This is a genomic window from Pseudoxanthomonas sp. 68-E7 (assembly GCF_057773145.1).
The window spans coordinates 38224-59510 of record NZ_JBYMTI010000008.1 but is presented as its reverse complement, the minus strand read 5'-3'; the positions used below and the strand labels follow the sequence as shown (position 1 = coordinate 59510).

Annotated in this window: 25 protein-coding genes; 9 read left to right on the top strand and 16 right to left on the bottom strand. The window is 68.3% G+C overall.

Translation table 11 applies throughout. The features are described from left to right. The first annotated feature begins 95 nt into the window (after positions 1-95). Complete coding sequence (locus AC3DE2_RS18150; RefSeq protein WP_488427295.1) at positions 96-1097, top strand: glycoside hydrolase family 43 protein; 1002 nt, start codon at positions 96-98, stop codon at positions 1095-1097. Positions 1098-1187: 90 nt separating this feature from the next. On the opposite strand, the gene AC3DE2_RS18145 is transcribed toward AC3DE2_RS18150, so the two are convergent. From AC3DE2_RS18145 to AC3DE2_RS18130, 4 genes are all read right to left on the bottom strand, one after another. Beyond that, positions 1188-2021, bottom strand: coding sequence for an alpha/beta fold hydrolase (locus AC3DE2_RS18145; protein WP_488427294.1), 834 nt, complete (start codon positions 2019-2021; stop codon positions 1188-1190). Positions 2022-2130: 109 nt separating this feature from the next. Beyond that, positions 2131-3432 (bottom strand): choice-of-anchor Q domain-containing protein, encoded by a 1302-nt coding sequence (locus AC3DE2_RS18140; RefSeq protein WP_488427293.1) that lies wholly within the window; start codon positions 3430-3432, stop codon positions 2131-2133. A gap of 408 nt (positions 3433-3840) precedes the next feature. Next, the gene (locus AC3DE2_RS18135) at positions 3841-4704 is read right to left on the bottom strand and encodes an MBL fold metallo-hydrolase (RefSeq protein WP_488427292.1); all 864 of its coding nucleotides are present in this window, start codon (positions 4702-4704) and stop codon (positions 3841-3843) included. Further along, positions 4701-5627, bottom strand: a complete 927-nt coding sequence (locus AC3DE2_RS18130) for an MBL fold metallo-hydrolase (protein WP_488427291.1) — start codon at positions 5625-5627, stop codon at positions 4701-4703. The genes AC3DE2_RS18135 and AC3DE2_RS18130 overlap by 4 nt, the downstream gene beginning before the upstream one ends. A gap of 26 nt (positions 5628-5653) precedes the next feature. Between AC3DE2_RS18130 and gcvA the strand changes: the two genes are divergently transcribed. After that, the gene (gcvA, locus tag AC3DE2_RS18125) at positions 5654-6568 is read left to right on the top strand and encodes a transcriptional regulator GcvA (RefSeq protein WP_488427290.1); all 915 of its coding nucleotides are present in this window, start codon (positions 5654-5656) and stop codon (positions 6566-6568) included. 5 nt (positions 6569-6573) lie between these two features. Here the strand turns inward: gcvA and AC3DE2_RS18120 are convergent, their stop codons facing one another. Both AC3DE2_RS18120 and AC3DE2_RS18115 read right to left on the bottom strand, forming a co-directional pair. Further along, complete coding sequence (locus tag AC3DE2_RS18120; RefSeq protein ID WP_488427289.1) at positions 6574-7164, bottom strand: NADPH-dependent FMN reductase; 591 nt, start codon at positions 7162-7164, stop codon at positions 6574-6576. 23 nt (positions 7165-7187) lie between these two features. Continuing rightward, a complete protein-coding gene (locus tag AC3DE2_RS18115; RefSeq protein WP_488427288.1) occupies positions 7188-7787 on the bottom strand; it encodes a LysE family translocator in 600 nt (199 codons plus the stop codon). A gap of 76 nt (positions 7788-7863) precedes the next feature. Between AC3DE2_RS18115 and AC3DE2_RS18110 the strand changes: the two genes are divergently transcribed. From AC3DE2_RS18110 to AC3DE2_RS18100, 3 genes are all read left to right on the top strand, one after another. After that, positions 7864-8760 carry a LysR substrate-binding domain-containing protein gene (locus AC3DE2_RS18110; RefSeq protein WP_488427287.1) on the top strand — a complete coding sequence of 299 codons (897 nt, stop codon included), beginning with the start codon at positions 7864-7866 and terminating at the stop codon, positions 8758-8760. Positions 8761-9121: 361 nt separating this feature from the next. Beyond that, on the top strand, positions 9122-9541 hold the full coding sequence (locus AC3DE2_RS18105; protein ID WP_488427286.1) for a VOC family protein: 420 nt from the start codon (positions 9122-9124) through the stop codon (positions 9539-9541). A gap of 105 nt (positions 9542-9646) precedes the next feature. Beyond that, positions 9647-10090, top strand: a complete 444-nt coding sequence (locus AC3DE2_RS18100) for a nuclear transport factor 2 family protein (RefSeq protein WP_488427285.1) — start codon at positions 9647-9649, stop codon at positions 10088-10090. Between the two features lie 18 nt (positions 10091-10108). Here AC3DE2_RS18100 and AC3DE2_RS18095 read toward each other — a convergent pair whose 3' ends face one another. Continuing rightward, positions 10109-10507 (bottom strand): winged helix-turn-helix transcriptional regulator, encoded by a 399-nt coding sequence (locus AC3DE2_RS18095; RefSeq protein WP_295383094.1) that lies wholly within the window; start codon positions 10505-10507, stop codon positions 10109-10111. A gap of 51 nt (positions 10508-10558) precedes the next feature. Between AC3DE2_RS18095 and AC3DE2_RS18090 the strand changes: the two genes are divergently transcribed. Further along, a complete protein-coding gene (locus tag AC3DE2_RS18090; RefSeq protein ID WP_488427284.1) occupies positions 10559-11143 on the top strand; it encodes a hypothetical protein in 585 nt (194 codons plus the stop codon). Positions 11144-11166: 23 nt separating this feature from the next. On the opposite strand, the gene AC3DE2_RS18085 is transcribed toward AC3DE2_RS18090, so the two are convergent. Both AC3DE2_RS18085 and AC3DE2_RS18080 read right to left on the bottom strand, forming a co-directional pair. After that, entirely contained in the window at positions 11167-12165 is a 999-nt protein-coding gene (locus AC3DE2_RS18085; RefSeq protein ID WP_488427283.1) for a hypothetical protein, read from the bottom strand. Continuing rightward, positions 12158-12709 (bottom strand): RNA polymerase sigma factor, encoded by a 552-nt coding sequence (locus AC3DE2_RS18080; RefSeq protein ID WP_488427282.1) that lies wholly within the window; start codon positions 12707-12709, stop codon positions 12158-12160. Before AC3DE2_RS18080 ends, AC3DE2_RS18085 begins: the two co-directional genes overlap by 8 nt. A 126-nt stretch (positions 12710-12835) precedes the next feature. Here AC3DE2_RS18080 and AC3DE2_RS18075 point away from each other — a divergent pair, with 126 nt between their 5' ends. The 3 genes from AC3DE2_RS18075 to AC3DE2_RS18065 all read left to right on the top strand — a co-directional run bounded on the left by AC3DE2_RS18075 (position 12836) and on the right by AC3DE2_RS18065 (position 15174). After that, entirely contained in the window at positions 12836-13507 is a 672-nt protein-coding gene (locus tag AC3DE2_RS18075; RefSeq protein ID WP_488427281.1) for a dioxygenase family protein, read from the top strand. Next, positions 13504-14061, top strand: coding sequence for a cytochrome b (locus AC3DE2_RS18070; RefSeq protein ID WP_488427280.1), 558 nt, complete (start codon positions 13504-13506; stop codon positions 14059-14061). The genes AC3DE2_RS18075 and AC3DE2_RS18070 overlap by 4 nt, the downstream gene beginning before the upstream one ends. A 240-nt stretch (positions 14062-14301) precedes the next feature. After that, positions 14302-15174 carry an alpha/beta fold hydrolase gene (locus AC3DE2_RS18065; RefSeq protein ID WP_488427279.1) on the top strand — a complete coding sequence of 291 codons (873 nt, stop codon included), beginning with the start codon at positions 14302-14304 and terminating at the stop codon, positions 15172-15174. A 49-nt stretch (positions 15175-15223) separates the two neighbouring features. Here the strand turns inward: AC3DE2_RS18065 and AC3DE2_RS18060 are convergent, their stop codons facing one another. The 7 genes from AC3DE2_RS18060 to ompR all read right to left on the bottom strand — a co-directional run bounded on the left by AC3DE2_RS18060 (position 15224) and on the right by ompR (position 21201). Further along, positions 15224-15844 (bottom strand): pentapeptide repeat-containing protein, encoded by a 621-nt coding sequence (locus tag AC3DE2_RS18060; RefSeq protein WP_488427278.1) that lies wholly within the window; start codon positions 15842-15844, stop codon positions 15224-15226. 140 nt (positions 15845-15984) lie between these two features. After that, entirely contained in the window at positions 15985-16341 is a 357-nt protein-coding gene (locus AC3DE2_RS18055; RefSeq protein WP_488427394.1) for a VOC family protein, read from the bottom strand. 2 nt (positions 16342-16343) lie between these two features. Continuing rightward, positions 16344-16964 (bottom strand): TetR/AcrR family transcriptional regulator, encoded by a 621-nt coding sequence (locus AC3DE2_RS18050; RefSeq protein WP_488427277.1) that lies wholly within the window; start codon positions 16962-16964, stop codon positions 16344-16346. Between the two features lie 55 nt (positions 16965-17019). After that, positions 17020-18297: an outer membrane protein assembly factor BamB family protein gene (locus AC3DE2_RS18045; protein ID WP_488427276.1), complete on the bottom strand. Its 1278-nt coding sequence runs from the start codon at positions 18295-18297 to the stop codon at positions 17020-17022. A 53-nt stretch (positions 18298-18350) separates the two neighbouring features. Beyond that, entirely contained in the window at positions 18351-19205 is an 855-nt protein-coding gene (locus tag AC3DE2_RS18040; RefSeq protein ID WP_488427275.1) for an alpha/beta hydrolase, read from the bottom strand. Between the two features lie 2 nt (positions 19206-19207). Then, complete coding sequence (locus AC3DE2_RS18035) at positions 19208-20488, bottom strand: ATP-binding protein (RefSeq protein ID WP_488427274.1); 1281 nt, start codon at positions 20486-20488, stop codon at positions 19208-19210. Next, complete coding sequence (gene ompR / locus AC3DE2_RS18030) at positions 20485-21201, bottom strand: osmolarity response regulator transcription factor OmpR (RefSeq protein ID WP_295382608.1); 717 nt, start codon at positions 21199-21201, stop codon at positions 20485-20487. Before ompR ends, AC3DE2_RS18035 begins: the two co-directional genes overlap by 4 nt. Between the last annotated feature and the right edge of the window lie 86 nt (positions 21202-21287).

Here is a 21287-nt window from a genome sequence, read left to right as displayed (position 1 = left end):
GACGGCCCGATGCAAACCGGTCGGATGCCATCGTTTTCCGCGGCTGCGTGAGGCGTCCGGCGGCGCTGGCTGCGACCCGATTCCCAGGAGGAAGCATGTCCCATTGGTCCGCGCGCCTGTTGCTGGCCGCAATCCTGCTGCATGCAACGGCAGCGCATGCCGGTGAACCGCCGGCATTCCAGAATCCGCTGCTGCCCTCCGGCCCGGATCCGTGGATCGCCCGCGATGGCGACACCTATTACTACATGGGCACGCACGGTGATCGCCTGGCCATCCGCAAGACCCGCGATCTCGCGCGCCTGGCCGAGGCAACCGAAACGACGATCTGGCGACCGCCGGCGACCGGGCCGAACGCCCAGTCGATCTGGGCGCCGGAACTGCACCGCATCGACGGCAAGTGGTACGTGTACTACACCGCGGCCGCCAGCGGCCACGACGACGACGATCACCGGGGCGTGTTCGTGCTGGAAAATGAAAACGCCGATCCGACCACCGGCCAGTGGCAGGATCGCGGCCGGCTGGCCACCCGCCATCCCGGCATCGACGGCACCACCTTCAGCGTGGGCGAACAGCGCTACTTCGTGTACTCGCCCTACGTCGGGCCGGACAGCGTGCTGGCGATCGTGGCGATGTCCAATCCCTGGACGCTGGCCGGCGAGGAAACCATCATCGCGCGCCCGGACCAGGCCTGGGAGCGGCAAGGGGGGCGGCAGATCCTCGAAGGGCCGGAATTCCTTGCCGGGCCCAAGGGCGATCTGTTCCTTTCCTACTCGGGCAGCGCCTGCTGGTCCGATGACTACGCGATCGGCCTGCTGCATGCGCGCCCGGGAAGCGATCCGCTGGATGCGGCGTCGTGGTCCAAATCGCGCGAGCCCATCTTGGCGAAGAATCCTGCGGGCAACGTGCACGCGCCCGGCCACAACGGTTTCTTCGACATGCCCGACGGCTCCACCTGGATCGTGTACCACGCCAATCCGGCGCCGGACATGAAATGCACCGCCAGGCGTTCCCCACGCATCCAGCCGGTGAACTGGCGCGAGGATGGAATGCCCTGGCTGGATCCGCCGGTGGGCGCGGGACTGCCCGCGGCCAGATAAGGCGTGCCACGGGCCCGGCGAAACATGGAAATGCCCGCGATGCCGACTGGCGGGTGATCGCCGGCCAACGCGATGGGTGGATGCGCGAGGTCAGCCGCAATCGCCGGATGCCCGCACCCGCTGCATGAATCCACGGACGCTGTCGACGAAGGCCGACGGATTCTCCAGCGGCAGCAACTCGCCGGATTCCGGAATCGTATGTCCGACCAGGTTGAGCACGCCGCCTGCACGAAGCCCGTCCAGGTAGGCCTGCAGATCGGCATGGTCCGCGTCGCCGCGGACATAGGCGACGGGTATGTCGATGGCCACGCGTTCGCGGTTGCGAACGGCGTCTTCCGGCATGGCCCGGTACCACTCGAACCCGGCGCGCAGTGCTTCCGGCCGCCGGTAGGCGTCGGCGAACCGCTGGCGCATGTCGTCGCCGATGGCCTTGGCGTTGTCCGACAAGGCATCGATGAAGAAATCGAAGTAGATGCGCTGCCGGTCCGACACCAGCGCTTCGGGCAGCTTGGGCAACTGATGGAAGGCGAAATGCCAGATGGCCGGGTTGGCGATGACCTTTTCCCAGGGCGGCAGGCCTGGCACCACCGTGTTCATCACCATCGCGCCGGCGATGCGCTGGCCATGATCGCGGGCGGCCGAAAACGCGATCATTCCGCCGACATCGAGGCCGGCCACGACCGGGCGTGGCGCATCCAGGCGCTCGGCCGCGGCGATGGCGATGTCGGCCAGGGTGCGCTTGTCGAAGCCGGGCGGCGCCCCGCGCGAGTCGCCGATATCCGGCAGGTCGATGGCGATCACCCGCGCCTGTTCGCCCAGGGCCTCCATCACGGGCCGGTAGAGCCGGCGGCAGTGTGGCCAGCCATGCAGCAGCAACAGGGACGGCAGGTGCTCGCTGCCGGCGACCGTGGCACCGACGGTCATGGCGTCAATCCGGATGGCGAGATCGCGCACGACGCCTAGGCTCCGGACACCCGCGTTGCCGGCGGTGGCGAATGGTGCATCGCAGGCCGGGGCATCGCGCGGAACAGGCTCATTCGGCGCGGAAACGGCTCTCGGTGGCGCCGATGTCCGCCGCGCCGCCGCGCACCCGCGCGAACGGGCGGCCACGCTGGTCGTATCGAAGATCCAGCAGGTTGCTGCCACGATCGATGGCCGGGCTTCCGCGCTGGAGCAGGTGGGTGGGGGAAGGTCCGCCGTTGTCGGCGAGCGGCGCCAGCATCGGGTCGGCGCTGATCGTGTCGGCGGGCAGCGTGGCGCTGGAAGCGCCGATCAGGTTGCGGGCCCCGATCACGCCGCCGATGTACACGGAGAGGTCGGGCGCCGCTGCGCCGGAGCACGTGTTGGCGGCGGCGATGGTGCTTTCGAGGTCGAGCTCGAGTATCGAACGGACCGCACCCCGGCAGTCCAGCGTGTTCTGGTTGAATGCGATGGTGCTGTTGAGGATCCGGGTGCCTTCTCCCTGGATCAACATCGCCGCCCAGTACTCGGCCGAATTCCCGCTGAAGGTGCTGTTGACGATGATGGGACCCGAGTAGGCGCTCAGGCCGCCGGCGGCCAGCGCTTCATCGCGGGCCGGGTGCTGTGGTTCGGATGCCATGTTGCCGGCGATCGTGGTGTCCTCGATCAGCACCGCGCCCTCGGCATGCACGCCGCCGCCCACGCGCGCGCGGTTGCCGCTCACCAGCGAACGCCGGAGGGTCAGCCCGTTCGCGGCGATGCCGCCGCCGTAGTACGCGGAGCTGTCGCGGATGTCACTGTCCAGGACGGTCACCGTGCCGCCCGCGTTGACCGCACCGCCGTAGCCGAACGTCATCACATGGCCATCGGACACGATGCTGCGATCGATCAGGAGATTCCCGGCGGCGTAGATCGCGCCGCCGCGGCCTTCCTCGGTCCAGTACACGTCATCGCGCACCACCAGCAGGCAATGGTGGACCCGCGAACGGATCAGCTCGACGTTGCCCAGCGAACGGATGCATCCACCGGCATCCTGGGAGAAACCGACCTCGTCGCGCGCGTTCTCGATGGACAGGTCCTCGATGCGCAAGGTGCCCCGGCCCCAATGCTCGATGGCGCGATTGCCCATCCAGTTGCCATCGATGGACAGCCGGCTTCGGCCGGGCCCCTTGAAGGTCAGATCGTCCTGGCCGAAGTACACGGTGCCTCCGGCAAGCACGATTCGGTTGCAGGCCAGGCCGCGCAGATCGATGACGTCGCCGCCCGTGGCCGAGGCCACGGCCGCGCGCAGGCTGCCGGGACCGGCGTCGTTGCAGTTGGCCACCGTGTGGGTGGCGGCCTGCGCGTGGCCCGACACGGCCGTGGCTGCCAGCAAGCACGACGCGGAGAGGAGCAGCCCTGGAAGCGAGAGGCGCATCATGGGAAGAGTGTCCGGAGCACGGCACGGTGCCAGCGGAGCCTGCGGCCGCCCGCGTGGTCCGGTCGTGAAGAGCGGTTGCTTCCGACGTACTGGCGTGCGCCTGGGCGACAGTTGGCTTCGCAGCGAACTCGACCATGGGGTGAACTCCGCTCGAAGCGTCTTCATGGTCGATCCGGCGGACGTCCGGCATGAGGGCGGAGGACGGAACGAGGATCGGGAAAGCAAGGAGCCCGCCCCCGGCTTGGCGGACACGGGATGCTTGCTTCGCGCCAGGTCGTTCGGCGGCCGGGGCAGCATTGAACGGCGGCGTGGCCGTGGCCGAATGAACAGCCCATCCCCGATGCGGGAGATTCGTCGGTGGCGCTAGCGCCAGTCCAGCCATGCTCCCGGCGCCAACGGCTGGATCTCCACGCGCCGTTCGCGCGCGGCCTTCCGCAGTTGGCCGAGCGGATCGATCACCTCCTTGTATTCCTTCATGCCGGTGATGCCGTAGTGGATCGGCACCAGGACGCGGGCACCGAGGAGGGTGGCGGCGGCCACGGCCTGTTCGGGCGTCAACACCCCGGGCAGTCCACTGACGGGCTCGCGCCAGCCGAAGCGCGCACCGTTGATGGGCAGGAATGCCACATCGAATGGTCCGAACTGGCGGCCGATACGCCACCAATGCCCGTGCCAGAGTGTGTCCCCTCCGTGGAAAATGCGTCGCCCGCCTGCGGTGACCACCCAGGACACCTGGGTGTCGCCGTAGCCATCCGACGCAGGGACGGGCGTGGCGGTGAAATCGCCCAGCAGTTGCGGCTCCCAGAGCGGGCTGGGCCTGACGCGAGCGCCGTCGGGAACGGGCAAGGGCTGGATGCCCGCCGGGTATGCCAGCACGCCGCCGTGACGCAACGCGGCGGAGGCCGCCTTGGCGTCGAAATGATCCGGGTGGGCATGGGTGATCAGCACGCTGGTTTCTCCTCCACCGTCGCCCACGGGAACGAGCCGATCCGGGAGGGCGTCGCCCCAGGCGTCCGGATTCGTCAATGGATCGATGAACAAGCTCGCATGCGGCAGTTGCAGGCGAATGCCGGCCCAGGCCATGCGCTGGGCGCGCAATGCCGGGCTGCGGCTCGACGACCCTGCCGTTCCCGCGGGCAGCGCCGCCGCCGCCGCCACTCCCGCGCAGCTGGCCAGGAAGCGTCGGCGGCTTTCGCGGCGGGATGGCTTCTCCGCGCCCTGGTTCATGCGACGCGCCTCCGCGAGGCCAAGGCCGCATCGAGCCCGAAAATCGATTGCGCCACGATGACGCCCAGGTTGTTGCCGTGCCATTCGCGCTCAAAGGGCGAGGGTTGCACCTGCGGCGCCAGGCAGTCCTCGATGCGGATGTCGGCGATGAGGGAATCGACCGCCGATGACGGGGCATTGGCACGGAGGGAAACCACCCTGTCCCTCAGTCGAACGAGATAGTGCAGCGCGTTGTCCAGGACCTCGGCGCCAAACATGCCCATGTGGCCGCCAATGACCCTGGCCCGACCGAACCGGCGGATGCGGTCGATGGCCGCATGCAGCAGCGCCGGGTCCGACTTCGACAGATAGACGATGTTGCCGACGATGTTGTCACCCGCGCAGACCAGGTCGGCGGTCGGCACGTCCACGCTCAGGTGATCCATCGTCTTGCCGGGATTGTGGAGCAGGCGCAGCTCATGCGCTCCCCAGCGGAGGGTCATGTCGTCGAATACCAGGTCCGGTTCCCGGTAGAACGCATCGGCGCGCAGGTCCTGGGACAGGAATGCGTGGCGGTGATACCGATGGGCAAGCAACAGGGCATCCGGAAACAGCGACATCCCGGCGATGTGATCGCTCATGTAGTGCGTCGCCGCCAGGACGCGCACGGTCTTCCCCATCTGTCCGCAGATCACATCGCGCAGCCAGGCGGCGTCGCGTGCGCTTGCCAGCGAATCGACCAGCAGAACCTCGTCGCCGTGGATGAACGCCGTGGCGACGGATTCGACTTCCTCGCCGACGAACATCAGTACATGGGAATCCGGTTCTTCGATGCGCATGGCGATTGCCCTCGTTGGGAGCGACATGGTCGCGAAGACGATGTGGAGCGGCAAACGAGTTGTTTTTCCCGTTCGCATTAGAAAAACTAAAGCGATACGATGCATGCCAGCTGCCGCCGACCCATGCCTCCATGAAGTCCCGCCACCCCGCACCGCTCAATGCCTTGCGCACGTTCGAGGCGGCGGCGCGCCATCTCAGCTTCAACACCGCGGCGCGACAGTTGTTCGTGACCCCGGCGGCGGTGAGCCACCAGGTCAGACACCTGGAAACCTACCTGGGCGTCGCGCTGTTCCGGCGCAACCATCGCTCGGTGGAATTGACGCCCGAAGGCCGGGCCCTTTCGGCGACGTTGGGCGAGTTGTTCGGGCAACTGGATCTGGCGCTCGACCGCACGATGGCGCGGACCGTGGCGGACCTGCGGGTATCGACCGTGGAATCGTTCGCCGCCAAATGGTTGGCGCCGCGGCTGCATCGATTTCACCACGCGCGGCCGGATATCCGCGTGCGCGTCGATACCGGCGATGTACACGCCGATCTTGTCCGCGGCGACGTCGATGTCGGCATCCGCTATGGAACCGGTGACTATCCGGGATTGCGCGTCGATCCGCTGATGAAGGCGCAGGTGTTTCCCGTCTGTTCGCCTTCGTTGCTCGCCAGTGTGGAATTCCCCCTGGCGGTGCCCGGGGATTTGCGCCACTACACGCTGCTGCATGACGAGAGTTCCGCGGGGCGCCCCGGTGTACCGGACTGGTCCGGCTGGCTGCGCGCGACGGGGGCGGTGGACGTGGATGCCACCGGCGGGCCCGTCTTTGCCAGCAACTACCTGGCGCAGGAGGCTGCCGTCGCGGGACACGGCATTGCGCTGGGGATCGCGCCCCTGGTGGCCGATGATCTGCGCCACGGCCGTCTGATCAGGCCGCTTGGCCCGGCGTTGGACAATGCGTATGCCTTCTGGCTCGCCCGTCGCGATGGGCCGGAACCCGACCCGGCGGTCGAGGCTTTCTGCCAATGGTTGCAGGATGAGGCGGGCGACATGCCCGCGTAGCGTGTTCAGGCCGTTGGCCGGGACAGCCTGATCCAGGCCTGGAAGGCGTCGAGAACGGCGTGCAGCCTGTCCCGCGTGGCGTCATCGTAGCGTCGGGCAACGGAGTCGTATGCGCGCGCTGCGTCGCGCACGAACAACATCGGCGCAGGCAGTGTCAGGGAACCGGTGGCCGCCAGGGCGTGGCGCAGTTGCGATTGGGCGATCCGCGTGCCCCATGGCCCCGTGGTGGCCCCCACAATGGCGATGGGCTTGGCTTCCAGGACCTCCTTCCCGTTTGGACCCGGGCGGGAAAGCCAGTCGATCGCATTCTTGAGGACCCCAGGCAACGACTGGTTGTACTCGGGCGTGGCAATCAGCAGTCCGTCCGCCGCCATGACCGCCTCGCGAAGACGGCGCACGCCATCCGGACCGTCGACACCCGCCGCCTCCTGGTCCTCGTCGAACAACGGTACTTCCGCCAGGCCTTCGTACACCGACAGGGACATGCCCGGTGGCGCGATTGCGGCCGCGGCTTCGACAAGACGGCGGTTGTAGCTCTCGCGTCGCAGGCTGCCGGCGATGGCCAGCACGCGGATGGCGGCGTGGTCGATCTGCATGGTTTTTGTCTCCGATGGTTGATTCAGGGCAACAGGAGCACCGCGTTCACAAGCAGGGCCATGCCCATGACCCGGTCGATCCGGCGGCGGACGACGGGCTCGCGGACATGCGTGGCGAGATACCGCCCCGCGATCGCCCAGAGCCACAGGCATGCCGTGGGTATCAACAGGAACGCAGGTGCCAGGCAGATGAAAGTCGTCGACATCCCGAGTGGCGGGAATGCGGACACGACGGACAACACCATCACCCAGCCTTTCGGATTGAGGAACTGGAAAACGAAAAGCCCGACCGCGCCCGTGGGCAGCGGAGCGTGCCCGCCGTCGCCGGTGCCGGTGCGCATGAGGCCGATCGCCAGCCAGCAAAGATAGGCGGCACCTCCCGTTGCAATCGTCACCCGCAGGAACGGCCATTGCGAGAAGACGGTCGCCAGGCCAAGGACGCCGAAGCCGAGCATCACGATCCCGCCGGACACCACGCCGAGAATGGCGGGCCATGCGGCGGAAACGCCGCCGCCCGCGGCGGCGCGCAGCACGACGAAGTTGTTGGGGCCGGGGGTCAGGGCGGCAACCAGCAGCAGGCCGGCAGCCGCCACGAAGGCATTGGAGAGCATGTCGCGCGTCATGGGCAATGAGGTCGACGGGGATTCTGGGCGTCGGGGCTGGCGCATGCGTGCGTGCGGGTGGTCTAATAATCAGACCATGAAGACCCTGCCCCTGAATGCGCTTCGGGCGTTCGCACTGGTGTACGCGCACGGAGGCGTACGTGCGGCCGCGCGCGAACTCGGTGTCTCGCACTCGTCGGTGAGCCGGCATCTGGCGGAGCTCGAAGCATGGATGGGCGTGCCGCTGTTCGAACGCGGCGCCGCATCGTGGACGCCCACCCGGCAAGGAGCCGAACTGGGGCGGCGGGTTGTCGTCCAGCTGGAGGACATGCTGGCGGCCACCCGCGCGACGCGCGAAGTGCGCCGCTCGTTCTCGGTGACGGTCACGGTAGCGCCGTCGTTCGCGACGCGCTGGCTGCTGCCACGCCTGCCGGCGCTGGAGCGCGCGCATCCGCGCGTCGAACTGTCGGTGCTGGTAAACCAGGAACTGGATCTGCCGTCCGACGGCATCGACCTGGCGGTGAGGATGGGGGCAGGCAACTGGCCGAACGTCCGCAGCGAGCCATTGATGGACGACCGCCTGTATCCGGTGGCGAGTCCGGGCTACTGGCAGGCTTCCGGCGGCACCGATGATGTGGCGTGCCTGCACGATGTCCGTCTCCTGCACGATCGCGATCCGACGGCGGGATGGGACCGCTGGCTGCAGCTGCATGGTCCGGCGAACCTGTCGATCGGACGAGGGCCGCGGCTTGCATCGTCCGACCTGGTGTTGCAGGCGGCGGAACTTGGACAGGGCGTTGCGCTGGCGCGCGGGCGCTTGGCGGCAGGCGCCCTGGCAAGTGGTGCGCTGATCCGCCCATTCCGTGATCTCGAAGTCAGGGTGCCCGATGCCTACTGGCTCGTGCGTCCCCGGGATCCGGGCGCGGGAAAGGTGGCCAACCGGCAGGCAGTCGACACCGTGATCCGCTGGCTGAAGGATCAGGCTGCCCACTGAGTGGGATCCGGTGTCGACCGGCGGCCCGCGCAAGCGCCGGCGGTAATTTCCGCGTTGCCCGCGTCGATGTGGCTGTTGCCGGTCGCGGGCCGAAGGGACGGGCCATCGTCCGGATGAAGGCGTCCCTGCGCCCGGCGACGGACCGGATGGGCCTGGCCGCATGGCCTGAAAATGAGACCGGATCGGTGCCAGCAAGGCACCGGTGTTCCAGCCTAGTCTCTTCCGCACCATGCGACGGCTTGGCCCCCTCCCGCGGAATCCGATATCGGCTTCGCGTCGAACTGGCAGTGAGCGCGTCGAGTCCGGCGAACGACCGCCGCCGCACAGCGGGCCGTTCTCCAGTCAAATACGGAGAAACGCAATGCCGAAGATGATCTTCATCAACCTGCCTGTGACCGATCTTTCCGCCTCCACGCATTTTTACGAGGCGATCGGGTGCGCGAAGAACGAACAATTCAGCGACCACCAGGCATCGAGCATGGTCTGGTCCGATACCATCACGTTCCAGTTGTTGGCCAACGACTACTTCGCCACCTTCACGCCCAGGAAAATCGCCAACGCACAGGCGAGCAGCGAGGTGCTCATCGCCCTCACGCGTGACAGCAGGGAAGCGGTGGACACGACGGTGGAAGCCGGCGCGGGCGCGGGCGGCCAGTCCGATGTCCGGGAACGGCTGGACATGGGATTCATGTATAACCGGTGCGTGGCCGACCCCGATGGCCACATCTTCGAGTTCATCTGGATGGACATGGACAGCGCGGAATGCGGCAGCGCTCCGTAGCATCCTCCGCGCCGAGAAGGGACAAGGCGGGCTTGGCCCGCCGCATGGGTGGCAAGCAGGTGACCCGGCCCTGGAAGCATGGCCGGGCAACGATCCGGAGCCGTCATGATCAAGATTCGATTCCTTGCGTGTTGCCTGGCCTTCCTGTCCCGTGCACCGGCAATGGATGTCGCCGGCGCCCGGGAGGATGACTCTCCGGGGAACGCGATCGCGCGCTATGACATCGCCTGGGCCGCCCGCGACAAGGCGGCACTCGAAAACCTGATAGCCCCGGGGTTTGTGTACTTCACCTCCAAAGGAGGGGAATGGTCGCGCGCCCGCTGGCTGGACTTCATGCTTTCCCCAGGCTACCGGCTCGAAGCGGCCAAACGCGTCGAGGTCGTCGTGCATGCCAGTGGCAACGTCGCCGTCGCGAGCACCCGCTGGATCGGCAACGGCAGCTTCGAAGGACGCCCCTTCCGCGACGATCAGCGATGCAGCATCACGCTGGTTCGGGATGCCGGGACCTGGCAGATCGTTTCGGAACACTGCACCCGGATTCAGCGATGAACGGCCTGGCCGGGGCCGCTAGATGATCCGCGTGCCGCACCCCATGCCGTCGGACCGCGGCTGCACCGACATGCGCCGCAAATGGGTTTCGCCCCACGCGCGCACGCCTTCGACGACGGGCAGCAGGGTCCTGCCGTATTCGGTCAGCCGGTAGATCACCGGGGCGGGCACCGCGCCGGTGGGAATGCGATCGATCAGGCCGTCGGCTTCCAGTTCGCGCAGCTGTTCGGTCAGTACCTTGCGCGAAATCGGCGTGACCCGGCCATGCAGGCCGGCGAAGTGCAGTTCGCCCCGCGCCAGCCAGTACAGCAGGGTCAGCTTCCACTTGCCGCCGATGGCGGTGAAGGCCGCCGCCAGCGGACAGCCTTCCAGTGGATTGGGCCGGATGGAGTTACCTGCGGGTGCCTTCTTGTTCATGGTGAACGCGCGCTCGTATCGTGCCGCCATCATGGGAGACGGGACGAGACGATGCAAAATTCCGCGCGGACCCGGCTGGGCGGAATCTGCCTGGCCACGGCGCTGCTGGCCATGAGCGCGCCGATGCAACCGCTGCAGGCCGCCGCACCGGCCGCGCCGGCCGATGGCCAACGGGATTTCGACTGGGAAATCGGCACCTGGAAGACCGAACTGCGCCGCCTGGCCAAGCCGCTGTCCGGATCGCAGGCGTGGATCGAATATTCGGGTACCAGCGTGGTACGGAAGGTGCTGGACGGACGCGCCAACCTGGTCGAACTGCGCGTGCGGGGACCGGCCGGAACGATCGAGGGCGTGAGCCTGCGCCTGTACAACCCGCAGGCGGGCCAGTGGAGCCTGAACTACGCCGGCGTGCGCAGCGGCGCCCTGACCCGTCCGGTCCATGGCGGTTTCCGCGACGGCCGCGGCGAGTTCCACGGCGTGGAAGATCTCGACGGCAAGGCCGTCCTGGTCCGTTTCGTCGTCGTACCGATCAATGCCGATTCCATCCGCTTCGAACAGGCCTACTCGGAAGACGGCGGACGGAACTGGGAGACCAACTGGATCGCGATCGATACGCGCATCGGGGATGCCGAATAGGCGATCCACGCACCGGACCGCGGTCATCCCAGCGCATCGCGCCAGTTGAGCCACCACGCCTTCGGTGGCCGCGGAATCTGTTCCCACCAGCGATTCATCGCATGCACGCTGCCGTGCCGCCAGGCGTCGCGGTGGGCGGGATCCGGTGCGGGCTCGCCGAACATCGCGGCGAGGCGGGGGTAAATCGGTCCGGAGGCCAGCGCCGGATAGCGGGTGAGCAGGGTGAGCAGGGTGAACCGGTCCGACGCCGCGGCCTGGCGGGCGACCATCGCCTCGATGCCGGACGGGCGCTGTCCTTCCGACATCGCCCGATCCAGTCGCGCGACGGCATCGCCGAAGCCGGCGCTGGCGGTGATGGCCAGCGGAATGCCACTGCGCGCGTCGTCGAAATCGAGGATCGTGCCGGCCGGCACCAGTGTTTCCTGTCCACCCACGCGATGCATCACCCAGCCGCTGGTCACGTGGATGGATCCTTCGCCGCGCGGGTTGCGGGTGATCTCGAACGCGCACCCCATGTCGACGGTTTCACCGTCGCCGGCGGCGATGCCGAAATGACCGGGCGGGGCCCAGACCCGCGCGCGCACGCGTCCTTCCAGTAGTTCCAGGCGATGATGGCCCGTGCGCGTATCCGAAAGCCGTATCCGCGTCCCCGGCATCACCTCGATCCGGCCGATGCGCGCTATCCGGACCGTGGTCGACTGCGAGGCGGAGGTGGCCAGGGTCTGGCCGACGTTCCATGTCCGTGGAAGCGTTTCGGCGCTTGCCTCGATCGCCCATTGGCGGTGTTCGCTCCACTGCAGGCGCCAGGGCACCCAGGCGGCGACGCCGGCCACGCATGCGGCGAGCGCGGCGGCGGCGGCCAGCGCGACACGGCGCCTGCGGACCCGCGACGGGCGCGGTCGTGGCCAGGCGATGCCGACCCGTGGCACGTGGCGATAGGTTCCCAGCAGCGCGCCCAGGCGTTCGAGCTCGGTGTCGCCAGGCAGGTTCGGGTCCCACAGCGGATCGGGTGTCTCAACCATCGGCGCTCTCCTCGTGCCGGCTGGCGATACCCAGCGCGCCACGCAACCGGCTCATGCCGCGATGAAGGTTCACCCGGACCGACTGCGGCGTCAGTCCGGTGAGGCTGGCGATTTCCGGACCGCTCAGGCCCTCGACCAGGCGCAGGATCAGGGTCTCGCGGTAGGCCTCGGGCAGATCGCGGATGGCGCGCAGCGCCTCGCTGGCCTGCGCGCTGGATTCGGGTCCCGCGCCCGGCCAGGCCGGATCATCGGCATCGACAAGCTCCCGCGCGTCGAGCGTGGCCGCGGGCCGGGTCCTACGCGCGATCATCGCGATCCAGGGACCGAAGCGCGCAGGCTCGCGCAGCTGATCCAATTTGCCGAAGGCGATGACGAAGGTTTCCTGGGTCAGGTCATCGGCGCGCGAGCGTGCGTTCGTGCCCAGGTGGATGGCATGCACCAGCGGCGCGAACGTGCGGTACAGCCAGGCGAAGGCCGCCTGCGATCCCCGTCGGGCATCCTGCACCTGCCTGGTGATGTCCTCGGGCGGGATCGCGGCCTTCATGTCCTGACAAGTCGGAGTGACCCGGGAGTAGAGGGAATCCGGGGGCACAGTGTTAACACGGCGGGCGTGGTTAACGCCGCACCGCGATGCCCGCTCTTCATCGGCACATTCCCGAGGAGAGCCGCCATGCCCCCCACTCCACCCCGCGCCCTGGGCCTCGCCGCGGATATCGCGCGGATTCCGGCCCTGTTCCTGCTGCTGGCCGCGTGCTCCCGCGCCGATGCCGGCACCACGCCCGTGGTCGGCCTGCCCTGCGAGGACTGCGAAGTGCCGCTGATCGGCATGCCGGCCCAGTCGCCCGCGGTCGCCCGCCTGGCGCCCGAGGAAGAGCCGGGCGAACGCCTGCGCCTGACCGGGCGCGTGACCGACGCGCAGGGGCGCCCGCGGCCGGGCGTGATCGTCTACGCGCACCAGACCAACCAGCGGGGCGTCTATCCGGGCGAGAAATCGGACGCCGATCCGGGCGCCCGCCGGCATGGCCGGCTGCGCGCGTGGGCCACGACCGACGCCGACGGAAACTACACCTTCCTCAGCATCCGTCCCGGCAGCTATCCGGGCACCCGGATGCCCCAGCACATCCACCTTTACGTGATCGAAAGCGGTTGCGCGCTGTACTACATCGATGACGTGCTGTTCCGCGACGATCCACGCCTGACCCCCGCGGCCGCGCGCAAGGCGGACCAGGGGCGCGGCGGCTCCGGCATCGTGATGCCCGAGCGCGTCGCCGATGGCTGGCGGGCGCGCCGCGACATCGTGCTGGGCAGGCACATTCCGGACTATCCCGGATGCGCCCCATGAAAGCCGCGTCCCCGCAGCGCTATCCGCTCGCCCTGCGGGTGCTGCACTGGCTGCTGGCGGTGCTGCTGGCGGCGCAGATCGCGCTGGGATTCGCTGCGGAGCACGGGACTCCGCGCGCGCTGTCCGATGTCCTGTTTTCCTGCCACTTCAAGCTGGGCGTGATGATCCTGGGCCTGATGCTGATGCGCCTCGGCCTGCGCCTGGTGTTGCCGTTGCCCGGCGAGGATGACGGTGAATCCCGGTGGCGCCGCCGGATCCGGGCCGTGGTCCACGGCCTGCTTTACCTGCTGGTGCTGGTGCTGCCGATCAGCGGCCACGTCATCTGGGTCTGGATGGGGGCGGATCGCGGCCTGTTCGGTGGACTCGAAGTGCCGGCCCTGTTCGTTCCACCGGAAGCGGACGAAACCGGACGGGCCATCGCCTGGTACGTGCACGTGTACGGCGCCTGGACCCTGCTGGCACTGGCGGGGCTGCACGTCGCGGCGGCGACATGGCGGCAGAGGCGTGGAATCATCCGCCAGCGCATGGGCTTTGGAACCATGTCCCGGCGATGATCGAAGTTGCGTCGCAGGATCTTCCTGCTGCTCGTATCCCACCCTGAAAACCGGGCACGGCAGCGGACGGAGCCGCTTGCGAAGTCGTGCCTGCTTCGCGCAGGCGACGGCGGGACGCGACCGGTGACTGCATAGGTTGGCGGACCTGCACCTCTTTTCCAGGCGCGACGCATCACGACGTGGTGACGTTCGCTGCGCTATAGCCGGAAACCGATTATTGCCGCGACCGCCGGAGGGCCCATGCAACACCTGCGCCGCCAATACCTGCGCCTGGCCGATGGGACGCAGCTTGCGTTCGTGACCGCGGGCGATCCGCGTGCGCCCGCGCTGTTGCTGCTGCATGGCTTCCCCAGTTCCGCCGACACTTTCCGCGAGGTGATTCCCGCATGGGCGGATAGCGCGTTCGTCATCGCGCCCGACCTGCCCGGGTACGGGGAGTCCGAACCGCTGAAAACCGTTTCGTTCGAGGCTTTCGGAGAAGCGGTATTCGAACTCCTGGCCCACCTGGATGCCGGGCCGAGGTTCGTCTACCTGCACGATTGGGGGGCGCCGGTCGGCCTGCACATCGCCATGCGCGAACCGGACGCGGTGCTGGGCCTGATCGTGCAGAACGCCAACGCGCACCGCAGCGGTTTCGCGCCGCAGTGGGACAACACCTTCGCCTTCTGGAAACACCCCGGCAAGGAGACCGAGGCGGCGGCCATTACCTTCCTGAACCAGGAAGGCGTTCGCGACCAGTATGTGGCCGGCGTCCCCGACGACGTGGCCGCGCGCATCCCGCCGCAGGTCTGGGAGGAGGATTGGCGGGTCATGCAGTTGCCCGGCCGGATGGCGACCCAACGCGCGCTCCTGGCCGACTACGGCAAGTACGTCGAACGGTTCGACGTGATTGCGAAATACCTGGCCGACCGGCAACCTCCCGCGGTCATGGTGTGGGGACGCCACGATGCGTTCTTCGAAATCGACGAGACGGTGTCCTGGATGAAGGATCTGCCGCGCATGGAAGCGCATGTGCTCGACGGTGGGCACTTCCTGCTGGAGACGCATGCGGCGCCGGTCGCCGCCATCATCGCGAGGTTCATCACCCGGCACGCCCAACGGTCATCGAGCTGACGAACGCGTTTGCAGCGGGAGTGGCCGAACCTGTGTCGCGCGCTGGCGTCTATTCCACGCGCACATCCAGTCCCAGTGCCTCGGCGATCGCCAAGGTCTGGTCGATGGTGATGATGGCGCCCTTGATCTGGCTGTTGCCGGGTTCCAGGGCGCTTAGATCGGAGCCGCGCAGATCGCAGCGGGAAAAGTCGGCGCTGTGCAGCCATGCGCCGGAAAGGTCCACGTCGCGGAGACTGCCGCCCTGGCAGCGTGCACCGGTCAGGTCCGCCTCGCGCAGGCGGGTGTCCTTGAAACCGGCGCGGCGCAAGTCCGCGCCGGGTAGGCCGGCGAACGACCAGTCGCCACCCGCCACCTGCATGCAGTCGAACTGGCAGCCGTTGAACATGCTGCCGACGAACTTGCAGTCGTTGAACCGGGCATCGAAGAAATTGCACGACACGAACGTGCAATTGGTGAAGGCGCCGCGGTCATGCACGGAACCGTTGAAGCGCGCCCGCCGGAACGTGCATTCGTTGAAGACCGAGCCGGTATTCATCGCCTCGGTCAGATCGAGGTCGGCGAACAGCGTGCGCTCGAACCGCTGGCGCTTGAGCTCGCGGCCGTACCAGTCCGCGCCCGCGATCGTGTCGACGGTCTTCGGCGCAGGTTCGCCATATTTTCGTTCTGCCATGGTGTCCTGTCTGTCGGCCGCGTGTTGACCGCCTCGGAGGCGGGAAGACCCCGCGCGATGGTACCGACCCCCGTCGGCAGCGTCATCCTCCGGCTGTCTTTCCGGTTGCGGCGGGGATCGCGGGCGATGCCGCGGGCGCCCTAGTCCACGGCTTCGTTCTTCTGCCCGATCCACAGGCGGTTGCCATCCGGATCCTCGATCCGGAACTCGCTCATGCCGTAGAACGGATGGGTGATCGACGGCACCTCCAGCCCGCGCCGGCGCACCTCGCGGTGGTAGCCGAAAATGTCGTCCGGATAGAGGTAGATCACCGAGGTGCGCGGGGCGTCCGGGGGCTGGTTGATCGATTCGTCCAGCATCAGCCGGCATCCGTCGAAGGCCAGCATCGCCCAACGCCACGCGTCGTTGCGGTTCTCCACGTGGAAACCCAGCTTTGCGTAGAACGCCACGCTGGCGGGCATGCTGCGGACCGGCAGCATGGGAATCAGGCCTTGCATCTTCACGCGGATCCTCCGTGGTCGGGATGGGGTGGGTGGCCCGTCAGCAGTGCATGCGCCGAAGCGGCCGTGGTCAGTCGCAGGGCGAGCGCCAGATCGGCAGCCGCGCACTTCGCCTCGCCGGACAACCAGGCGATGAGCGGCGAGAGCATGCCGTCGGCGAGCGCATGCGCGGCCAGCCGTGGGGGGATCCGCAGATGGTTGCGTTGTCCGCGAACCAGCGCGGTTTCGACGTGGCCGACCAGGGTGCGGCGGACGATGCGCAGCGCGGTGCCCTGGAACAGGCTGCGGGCGAGCGCGCGGTTCTGCCAGAAGTGTTCGAGGATGGCCTGGACTCTGCCGGCATCCGCATCGGCGCGCACCAGGCCGGCGAGGATCCGCAAGGGATCGGCCAGGCTGGCGGCCAGCAGTTCGTCCTTGTTGCGAAAATGTTCGTAGAAGGTCGAGCGGCTGACGCCGGAGCGCTCCAGGACGTCGGCCACGCGGATTTCGTGGTAGCGGCGGCTGAGCACCAGCGAGAAGAACGCCGCCAGCAGATCCTGGTGTGCGCGCCGCCAGCGCGGGTCTTCGGTGGAGTCGTCCGGGCCCATGCCGGGCATCTTCCCATGAAGGGTGGCGGACATTGGGCGCGGAATGTCCGGGAAACGAACCTGCCTGGCTTGCGCGTGCCGAAGGACGTCAACGTTCGGGCCGGAAGGCATGGAGCGTGCCCCGTATCGAAGGCACGTAGACCGTTCCGTCCGTATCCACGGTGGTCCCCACGGTGAACATCGGTTTGCCTGGCAGCGCATCCCTGTCGAGTATCTCGCCGGTGCGGGTATCGACGACGACGAGATCCAGCGCACCCCCATTCCCGGCGACGGTCGCATAGGCGCGGTGCTGCGCCGCCTGTGTCGCGATTCCCCGGTTCCGGAGGCCTTGCCGGCGCCAGAGTAGCTGTGGCCGATCGCCCAGATCGCGGACGGCCATCAGCGGCGCTTCGCCGCCACCGGCCGGCATGATGATGCCCTCGGGCGAGACCGAGGGGCTGCCCCCCGCGGGATAGCCGATGTCGATGCTCCACAGTTGTTCACCGGTGCGGATGTCCAGCGCCCGCAGCCGGTGCGCGTTGTCGGTCAGATAGATCCGCGTACCGTCGGCCGACAGGCTTGGACTGGCGGCGCTCCCGCCCGGCAGCGTGTCGTTGCGCCAGTCGGCGACGACCGCCTTGGCCCCGGCATCGGCGAGGATCTTCATCGAACGGATGCCGGCCGCCGCCGCGCCCGGCGTCCAGAAGGTGAAGATCAACCTGCCGCCGCGTGCATCCACCGCCGGCGTGTTCGCGCCGGGGCATGCGTGTGTTCCCCGCATGCAGGCGAGTGCGCCGGAGGAGGAATCGAAGGCGGGATTCGGGATCAACGCAATGGGGTCGGCGACGGATTTTCCGGTCCCGCGATCCAGTCGATAGACGACACCCACATGGGTGACGAAGATGAGATCGCCGTCGGGCGTGAACTGCGCCGAGAGCGGGAACCCGGTGATGGGCGACCGCCAGCGGACGCCGCCGTCGGTCCGGAATGAATGCATGGCCGCGCCATCGGCGAGATACAGGTTGCGTTCGGCGTCGAGCAGGGGAGAGGAGGCGACCGCGAGCCGGTCCACTGCCTCGGTGCACCAGATCGTCCGGCCCGTCGTCCGATCCAGCGCATGGAGCCGGCAGCCCGGACCGCTGGTGGTGAGGTAAAGCCGCCCTTCGCCGTCGCTGGTCGGCCCCAGGTTGATCAGGCCGCCGAAGCTGCGCGACCACGCGTGGGTGATGCGCGAAGCGCCGGCCACCGGGCTGTAGTCGCTGTTGGACGCGTCGGCGTGGGTGGCCGACCAGCCGCGCGCATATACCGGGTTTGCGGAGGGCGTGCCGACGGGCGTCACGGCCACGATGGCGAGGGCGTGGGCCAGGGTCCATGCGAACAGGGACATCGATTCGGGCTCCGGAAAAAGGATCGAGGCAGCGCGCGCATGCAAGCGCACATCTAGCCGTCGATGTCCGCGATGAAGGCATCCACCTGTCGCGTGTAGGCGCCCGGCAGGCCGAGTTCGCGGTTGATGGCCATGTGGGAGAGATCCTGTTCCATCACCTCGACGCGCGTACCCAGCCCGGCGGCCTTGCGCGCGAACCGCCACGACGGCGGACAGGCGTCCCGACGACGCGACGAGCACACGATGAGCATCGGTGCCGCGCCCCGGACCAGCGCGTGGTGCGGCGACGCCGCCCTCCAGTACGCCGGGGAGTCGCCGAACGCATCGTCGAACAGCGAAAGATGCGGCCTGGCCTGCATGATCCCGACGACGTCGAGCGCGCCGCTGTCCAGGGACACGACACCGCGCGGCGGGCGCGCCCCGTGGGCCGCCAGCAGGGCCGGATTGGATCCCAGCAGCACCACCAGGTGCGCGCCCGCCGAATGGCCCATCAGGATGAAGCGATCCGGATCGGCGCCCCAGGCCGGGGCCAGCCGCTGCGCCTTCGCGATCGCCCGTGCCACGTCGTCGGCCTGGATCCGCGGGTCCGCCTCCGGGAGCAGGCGGTAGCCGGTCGACACGATCACGTAGCCTTTCGGAATCCAGTGGAACGCCTTGTTGGCGATCAGGCCGGGATGATCCTTCCAGCCATTCCGCCATGCGCCACCGTGGACGATGAACAGCACCGGTGCGTTCTCCGCCCCCGGCGGTAGATAGACGTCGAACCGCTGCCTGCCGTCGTCTCCATAGGCGATGTCGGCAAGCACCCGCGTGCCGGCGGGAAGATGCGTCTCGGCCGCATGGCCCAGGATCGGCAGGAGGGCAAGGGCGGCAGCGAAGAGGCGCGCGCGCAGCATCGGAAGCGGCATGATCATTCCTGGTTCGATTTCAGTCGCAGGGTGGCCCGCAGCCCGTGCGGCAGGTGCGGGATGAGCTGCAGATCACCCGCATGCTGGGCGGCGATCCGCTCGACGATGACCAGGCCAAGGCCACTGCCACCGCGGGAGGCGTCATGGACGAAGGGCTTGCGGGCGTCATGCGGGCGCCCATCGAGCAGGCCCGCTCCGTGATCGATCACCTCGACGCACCAGGCGTCCCCCTCGCGACGCACCCGCAGGTGATAAGGCGCGGCGCCGTGGCGAAGCGCGTTGGTGATCAGGTTCTCCACGGCACGCAGCAGCGCCATCGGCCGGCCGCGCAGCCAGGCCTGGTCGGGAAGCGCCAGTTGCCAGTCCCCACCGACGGCAACCACCGCCTGTCGGCAGATCGCCACCAGGTCGAGGACGCACGGCGCCTCGTCCCGGCCATCGCGGGCATAGGCGATGAACTGCCTGAGGATGCCGTCCATTTCCTCGATATCGCGATGCACGCCCGCGCGGAGTTCGGGATCGGTGTCCGGGAGCAGTTCGACCGCGTACTGCAGGCGCATCATCGGCGTGCGCAGATCGTGCGAGATGCCGGCCAGCATCAGGTGGCGCTCGTCCATCATCGTGCGAAGCCCGTCACCGGCTCCGGCGAGCGCCTGCGCCAGTTCGGCCACCTCGCGCGACGCCGCGGGCAGCGGCACGCGGGGACCTTCGCCACGAACGATGGCGGGGGCATGCAGGGCCAGATCGCGCAAGGGCACCACCAGCCGGCGGGCGAAGTATCCGGCCGCCACCAGGACCGCCAGCGCGCATGCGCACAGGATCAGGATCGGCAGCCAGCGGACCTCGCCGTCCGCCCGCTCCCGCGCGAATGAAATCCATAGCGGTGAAGTGGTTTCCAGCCTCAGCCAGAGGACGGGTCGCCCGCCGGGGCCGTCGGCCACGCGCATCTCGCGCGACGGCGCACCGTCCGCACCGGGCAGTGACGCCAGTTCGCGGAGGTAAGGGGCCAGGCGCGGACGGGAATCCACGGGCGGCTCGATCCGCAGGCGCAGGCCGGCGTCCTCCAGCCGGCTCATCGTGGCTTCGAGCGGTTCCTTGCGGGCCAGTGTTTCAATCGTCCGCGCGAAGCCGTCCATCACCCGATACGACTGATCCGCCGCCGGCCGGATCCACAACTCGCGCACCAGCAGGAAGGTGAGCACGAACGCACCCAGCAGGCACAGCGAGATGACCGCCACCAGCTGGCCGAAGACCGTCGACGGGCCCCTTGCGCGCGCCCTCATGCTTCCTCCGCCGGCGGGACGAAGACATAACCGGCGCCCCAGACCGTCTGGATCACGCGTGGCCGGCGCGGATCGTCCTCGACCAGTTTCCTCAACCGGACGATGGTGATGTCGATGCCGCGCCCCATCGCATCCAGGCCGCGGCCGCGCGCCAGGCTCATCAGGCGATCCCGGCTCAGGGTCATGTGCGGGTGGCGCACCAGCACCGAGAGCACCGCGTATTCGCCGCCGGTCATCCGCAGCGGGCGTCCGCGCCGATGCAGGGTCCGCGCCGCCAGGTCCAGGCTGAAGTCGCCGAAGCGCACGCAACCCTCCGCGGGCGCGCCCGGGACACGGGCGGATCGGCGCAGCACGCTGCGAATCCTGGCGACCAGTTCGCGCGGATTGACCGGTTTGGGAATGTAGTCGTCCGCGCCCATCTCCAGTCCGACGATGCGATCCACGTCGTCGCCCCTGGCGGTGAGCATGATCACCGGCGTGGTGTCGCCCTGCGAGCGCAGCCGACGACACAGGGCCAGCCCGTCGTCGCCCGGCAACATGAGATCGAGGACGACCAGATCGTAGTGATCCCTGCTGAGCGCGACGTCCATCTCCCGGCCATCGGCGACACCCTTCGCGTGCAGATCCGATTCGCGCAGATAGCGGCACAGCAGATCGCGAAGGCGAATGTCGTCATCGACGATCAGGATGCGCGGCGGCGTGGTTTCGTTCATGGCGTTCACTATGTCGCCAGCGCCGGCCATCGGTGGCGGTGCGGCGGCGCCGATTTGTAAGCGGATGTTTCGGAAACGCGCGCGGG

Coding starts and splice junctions, on each gene's coding strand:
- AC3DE2_RS18035 (WP_488427274.1), bottom strand. CDS start 20,488: ATGAGGGCGCGCGCAAGGGGCCCGTCGACGGTCTTCGGCCAGCTGGTG.
- ompR (WP_295382608.1), bottom strand. CDS start 21,201: ATGAACGAAACCACGCCGCCGCGCATCCTGATCGTCGATGACGACATT.
- AC3DE2_RS18095 (WP_295383094.1), bottom strand. CDS start 10,507: ATGAACAAGAAGGCACCCGCAGGTAACTCCATCCGGCCCAATCCACTG.
- AC3DE2_RS18040 (WP_488427275.1), bottom strand. CDS start 19,205: ATGCCGCTTCCGATGCTGCGCGCGCGCCTCTTCGCTGCCGCCCTTGCC.
- AC3DE2_RS18070 (WP_488427280.1), top strand. CDS start 13,504: ATGAAAGCCGCGTCCCCGCAGCGCTATCCGCTCGCCCTGCGGGTGCTG.
- AC3DE2_RS18085 (WP_488427283.1), bottom strand. CDS start 12,165: ATGGTTGAGACACCCGATCCGCTGTGGGACCCGAACCTGCCTGGCGAC.
- AC3DE2_RS18105 (WP_488427286.1), top strand. CDS start 9,122: ATGCCGAAGATGATCTTCATCAACCTGCCTGTGACCGATCTTTCCGCC.
- AC3DE2_RS18130 (WP_488427291.1), bottom strand. CDS start 5,627: ATGCATCGTATCGCTTTAGTTTTTCTAATGCGAACGGGAAAAACAACT.
- AC3DE2_RS18045 (WP_488427276.1), bottom strand. CDS start 18,297: ATGTCCCTGTTCGCATGGACCCTGGCCCACGCCCTCGCCATCGTGGCC.
- AC3DE2_RS18145 (WP_488427294.1), bottom strand. CDS start 2,021: ATGACCGTCGGTGCCACGGTCGCCGGCAGCGAGCACCTGCCGTCCCTG.
- AC3DE2_RS18055 (WP_488427394.1), bottom strand. CDS start 16,341: ATGCAAGGCCTGATTCCCATGCTGCCGGTCCGCAGCATGCCCGCCAGC.
- AC3DE2_RS18110 (WP_488427287.1), top strand. CDS start 7,864: ATGAAGACCCTGCCCCTGAATGCGCTTCGGGCGTTCGCACTGGTGTAC.
- AC3DE2_RS18075 (WP_488427281.1), top strand. CDS start 12,836: ATGCCCCCCACTCCACCCCGCGCCCTGGGCCTCGCCGCGGATATCGCG.
- AC3DE2_RS18050 (WP_488427277.1), bottom strand. CDS start 16,964: ATGTCCGCCACCCTTCATGGGAAGATGCCCGGCATGGGCCCGGACGAC.
- gcvA (WP_488427290.1), top strand. CDS start 5,654: ATGAAGTCCCGCCACCCCGCACCGCTCAATGCCTTGCGCACGTTCGAG.
- AC3DE2_RS18060 (WP_488427278.1), bottom strand. CDS start 15,844: ATGGCAGAACGAAAATATGGCGAACCTGCGCCGAAGACCGTCGACACG.
- AC3DE2_RS18065 (WP_488427279.1), top strand. CDS start 14,302: ATGCAACACCTGCGCCGCCAATACCTGCGCCTGGCCGATGGGACGCAG.
- AC3DE2_RS18100 (WP_488427285.1), top strand. CDS start 9,647: ATGATCAAGATTCGATTCCTTGCGTGTTGCCTGGCCTTCCTGTCCCGT.
- AC3DE2_RS18090 (WP_488427284.1), top strand. CDS start 10,559: ATGCAAAATTCCGCGCGGACCCGGCTGGGCGGAATCTGCCTGGCCACG.
- AC3DE2_RS18115 (WP_488427288.1), bottom strand. CDS start 7,787: ATGACGCGCGACATGCTCTCCAATGCCTTCGTGGCGGCTGCCGGCCTG.
- AC3DE2_RS18120 (WP_488427289.1), bottom strand. CDS start 7,164: ATGCAGATCGACCACGCCGCCATCCGCGTGCTGGCCATCGCCGGCAGC.
- AC3DE2_RS18135 (WP_488427292.1), bottom strand. CDS start 4,704: ATGAACCAGGGCGCGGAGAAGCCATCCCGCCGCGAAAGCCGCCGACGC.
- AC3DE2_RS18150 (WP_488427295.1), top strand. CDS start 96: ATGTCCCATTGGTCCGCGCGCCTGTTGCTGGCCGCAATCCTGCTGCAT.
- AC3DE2_RS18080 (WP_488427282.1), bottom strand. CDS start 12,709: ATGAAGGCCGCGATCCCGCCCGAGGACATCACCAGGCAGGTGCAGGAT.